Source organism: Actinoplanes sp. NPDC051633 (assembly GCF_040681735.1).
Lineage (GTDB): Bacteria > Actinomycetota > Actinomycetes > Mycobacteriales > Micromonosporaceae > Actinoplanes.
On record NZ_JBFAZH010000870.1, the window covers coordinates 1 to 3,369 of the forward strand.

Sequence of the window (3,369 nt, forward strand, 5' to 3'; positions counted from 1 at the left end):
CGGTTTCGGCGAGCGCGCAGGTGCCGACGCCCGCCCACGAGGGGGCGGGCGGCGTCGTGGAGCCGGTCTGGGCAACCGGGCCGATCGTCAGCATCGAGGCGACCGTATCCGCTGGTGACAAGGGATGCACGTGCTAGTTGATAAAGATCGTCTGTCCGACCGGAAACCGACAATAACTGCCCGCCTGGGCGTTTCCGTTTTCTAGTCATCCGTCCGATTCGCGCATTCGTCACCAAAAAGAATGACCCGCGCGGATCGGCAGTGTCCGCGCGGGTCGTTCCTTTGTTTGTACCTATCGGCCGGCCAGCAGCCTGTTCACCGCGGCGTCCACATCCAGATGATCGGATTCCCGGCCCCGCGGCACCACCACGTAGGTGCGCCGGAGGAACCGGACCAGGACGCTGCGTGGAACCTCGAACAACGCGTTGCCGTCCGGAGACGACAGCGCGAGGGCGACGAAATCGCCCCGCGGCGTGGCCCACGGCCACACCCGGACGTCGCCGATCCCGGCGGGCTCATCGAGCCCTGTAACCAGCAACTCCCGCGCGAAGGACCAGCTCACGGCTTCCCCACCGGCTGATTCCGCGTGGAACAACACATGCACTGCGTAAGGATCGGCTGGGTCGTAGCGGAGGCTGGCGCGCACGGGCAGGGCCGTGGCATCAGGCGCTACGAGCCGCAGCGAGGTTTCGACCTCGACGGTCGTTGGACGAATGGTACTCATGGACGAACTCCCCCCGGCACCGCTGCGAGGCTGGTGAACCCCGCTTTCCCATACTCTGGTGATCTCTGTAGTTACGCTCCGCCATACGCTGATCTCACCCAGTAGTGGGAAGACGGTTGCGAATCCGGCTCTCAACAGGCCAAAAGGCGCTATCTTGCACTGTTCTCTGACGTACTCGTTCCGCCCGGCGTCGGGTGGGCCGGCCGTTGACTTACTCCGGTAACGTCCATTCCTCCCGGGTAGTGACGGGGACCCGGAACACTGGGGGATGAAATGACTACGAAACAGGACGAGCAGGGCTCTTCAGTGGGCGTTCTCGAGAAAATCCGCGCCAACCCGACCGGCCGGCTGGCCCTCAAGGTCGGCATCGGCGTCTTCGGCGGTCTGGTCGTGGCGCTCGGGATCGTGCTCATCCCGTTCCCAGGCCCGGGCTGGGCCATCGTGATCGTCGGGCTGGCGATCTTGGCCCTGGAGTTCGCCTGGGCGAGAAACCTGCTGGAGTTCACCAAGCGCCACGTGCACTCCTGGACCCAGTGGATAGCCCGGCAGTCGCTGCCCGTGCGGGCGGTCGTGGGCGTGGTGGGGCTGGCCTTCGTGAGCGCGATCGTGTGGCTGTCGGTGAAGCTGAGCTTCGGGGTCGACCTGATCGACGTCGTCCTGGGGTGGTTTAGCTGACCCCTGTTCGCGAGGAGGCGGAGACGTCCGGTACAGTCTGTCCGTCTGTTGAGGGCGATTAGCTCAGCGGGAGAGCGCTCCGTTCACACCGGAGAGGTCACTGGTTCGATCCCAGTATCGCCCACCACATCGTCGCAGCTCAGAGGCCGTCGAACGCGATGCTGGTAATGTCTTTGCGCCATGTTGCTCCTCACCTGGGAGTAAATGGGAGCACAAGATCATCTGGTATTGACCGGCTCGCGCGTTCTAATCACACTGCCGCAACCTGATCGACTGTGGGCAAGAGGTGACGTGGTGGGCGCGGTGTCTGCATCCTGCATTGGCGAATAGCTGTAGGCCCGGTTTAGTGACGCCGTGGCACCAGGCTTGATCGTCCGGCTTGGCAGTTGCAGGTTCAGGGACCCCGTGAAGCCCTGACCGCTTGGTAGGTCCGGGCTTTGGCGTGCTGCGATGGCGGGATGGGCTGGTCGGCCTCATGCTGGCGGTCGAGGTCAGGCTGCGTAGAGCCGTCGGTGTGCGGTCGTTGCCGGGGGCTGGCTTGCTTGCCAGCGTGCTTGGAGGCTGTTGGTGATGCGGGCGATCATGACGGGTGTGACGTGGCTGTAGATGCCGCGGACGCCGGCGAGGCGGTGCCCCAGTCGGCGGGCTTGGGCGATCTCGGGGATGTCGTCTTCGATGAGCCAGGTCTTGGGGGTGTGCCGGGTGTCGTGGAAGTGCATTCCCTCGAGGATCGGTGCGGGGTGGGTGGGCTGCCGTTGACGGCGGGTCGCCAGACGCGGCGTGACATGGCGGAGCGGCGCAGCCAGGAGCCGCGGGCGCCGCAGAAGACGGTGTCTTGGTCGTGGCTGTCGAGCACTTCGTGCAGCAGGTTGACCAGGAATGGCGGTAGGTGGATGTCGCGGACGGCGGCGGGGGATTTTGGGTGGGCCGAGGTAGAGCCGGCCGCGGACTTCGTGCAGGGCGCCGACGTCGCGGTGCACGTGGACCAGGCCGTCGCCGAGGTGGGTGTTAGCTCTGGCGAGTCCGGTGAGTTCCCCCCAGCGCATGCCGGTGTAGGCGGCGGTGATTCGCCGTTCAGCCGCGCCGCTGGGTCGTGGAGAGAACCCTTGCCTGGCTGACCGCGCACCGCCGGCTGGCCCGTGACTACGAACGCGACCCGGCCGTCTCCGAAGCGATCATCCGCTGGGCCGCGACCAACGGCATGCTCCACCGGATCACCCGCGGACACCCGGCCCGACGGCAACTCCGCCGTACCTTCACCCGCCCCTAACCCCATCTCAAACACTCACTAAGCTGACCGGGGACCTCGGCTTGGCGCTGGGCCTGAAGGTCTGCTTCTCATGGGTGGGGTACTGGCCCCTCCGCGCGTCAACCAAGGTCGAGTGCATGCATTTCGCGCGGATCGCGTTAGGTTTCGATCCTTAGCCGGCCAATTCGCTGAGCAGCAGGGCGCAGGCGAAGCCGACGGCGGTGGCCAGCGCCACGAAGGGGCCGCCGTGCTGCAGAGCCTCGGGGAACATCGTGTCGGCGAGCATCGCCAGGATGCCACCCGCTGCAAGGGCAAGGATCGCGCTCGTCATCCCGGGCGACAGCCCCGACAACAGCGCGTAACCGGCGACCGTCGCGGCCACGCACACCAGCCCGACCGCCGTCCACACGCCCACGATATAGCCACGGGAGCGGCCCTCGTCGCGCATCGCGGCGGCGCTGCCCAAGCTCTCCGGGACGTTGCCCAGGAACACCGCCGCGAGCAGCACAAGGCCAAGACCGGGCCCTTCGGCGTGCAGGCTGACCCCGATGGCGATGCTCTCCGGGACGCCGTCGATCAGCGCGCCGGCCAGCAGGGCCGTACCGGCCACCGCCGCGACCTGGGGGCTCTCCGGCTTGTGCGCCGCGCCCGCCACGACATCGGTGGCATCGCGGCCGGTGCGTTTGGGCGACTTCGCGGCCATCCGCTCCAGTCCGACGTC

The 3,369-nt window shown here is 66.8% G+C and carries 4 protein-coding genes, 1 tRNA gene and 1 pseudogene; 3 read left to right on the forward strand and 3 right to left on the reverse strand.

What is annotated here, in order from left to right; genetic code table 11:
- Window positions 1–292 precede the first annotated feature (292 nt).
- Window positions 293–724 carry an SsgA family sporulation/cell division regulator gene (locus tag AB0M20_RS33590; RefSeq protein ID WP_014446635.1) on the reverse strand — a complete coding sequence of 144 codons (432 nt, stop codon included), beginning with the start codon at window positions 722–724 and terminating at the stop codon, window positions 293–295.
- 273 nt (window positions 725–997) lie between these two features.
- Between AB0M20_RS33590 and AB0M20_RS33595 the strand changes: the two genes are divergently transcribed.
- Both AB0M20_RS33595 and AB0M20_RS33600 read left to right on the forward strand, forming a co-directional pair.
- Window positions 998–1,399: a TIGR02611 family protein gene (locus tag AB0M20_RS33595; RefSeq protein ID WP_364304363.1), complete on the forward strand. Its 402-nt coding sequence runs from the start codon at window positions 998–1,000 to the stop codon at window positions 1,397–1,399.
- A 52-nt stretch (window positions 1,400–1,451) separates the two neighbouring features.
- Window positions 1,452–1,526, forward strand: a tRNA-Val gene (locus AB0M20_RS33600).
- A gap of 364 nt (window positions 1,527–1,890) precedes the next feature.
- Here the strand turns inward: AB0M20_RS33600 and AB0M20_RS33605 are convergent.
- On the reverse strand, window positions 1,891–2,118 hold the full coding sequence (locus AB0M20_RS33605) for a hypothetical protein (protein ID WP_364304364.1): 228 nt from the start codon (window positions 2,116–2,118) through the stop codon (window positions 1,891–1,893).
- Between the two features lie 347 nt (window positions 2,119–2,465).
- Between AB0M20_RS33605 and AB0M20_RS33610 the strand changes: the two are divergent.
- Window positions 2,466–2,669, forward strand: a pseudogene (locus tag AB0M20_RS33610) (hypothetical protein); the annotation flags it as partial.
- 151 nt (window positions 2,670–2,820) lie between these two features.
- Here AB0M20_RS33610 and AB0M20_RS33615 read toward each other — a convergent pair.
- On the reverse strand, window positions 2,821–3,369 hold a 549-nt coding region (locus AB0M20_RS33615), incomplete at its 5' end, for a ZIP family metal transporter (RefSeq protein ID WP_364304365.1).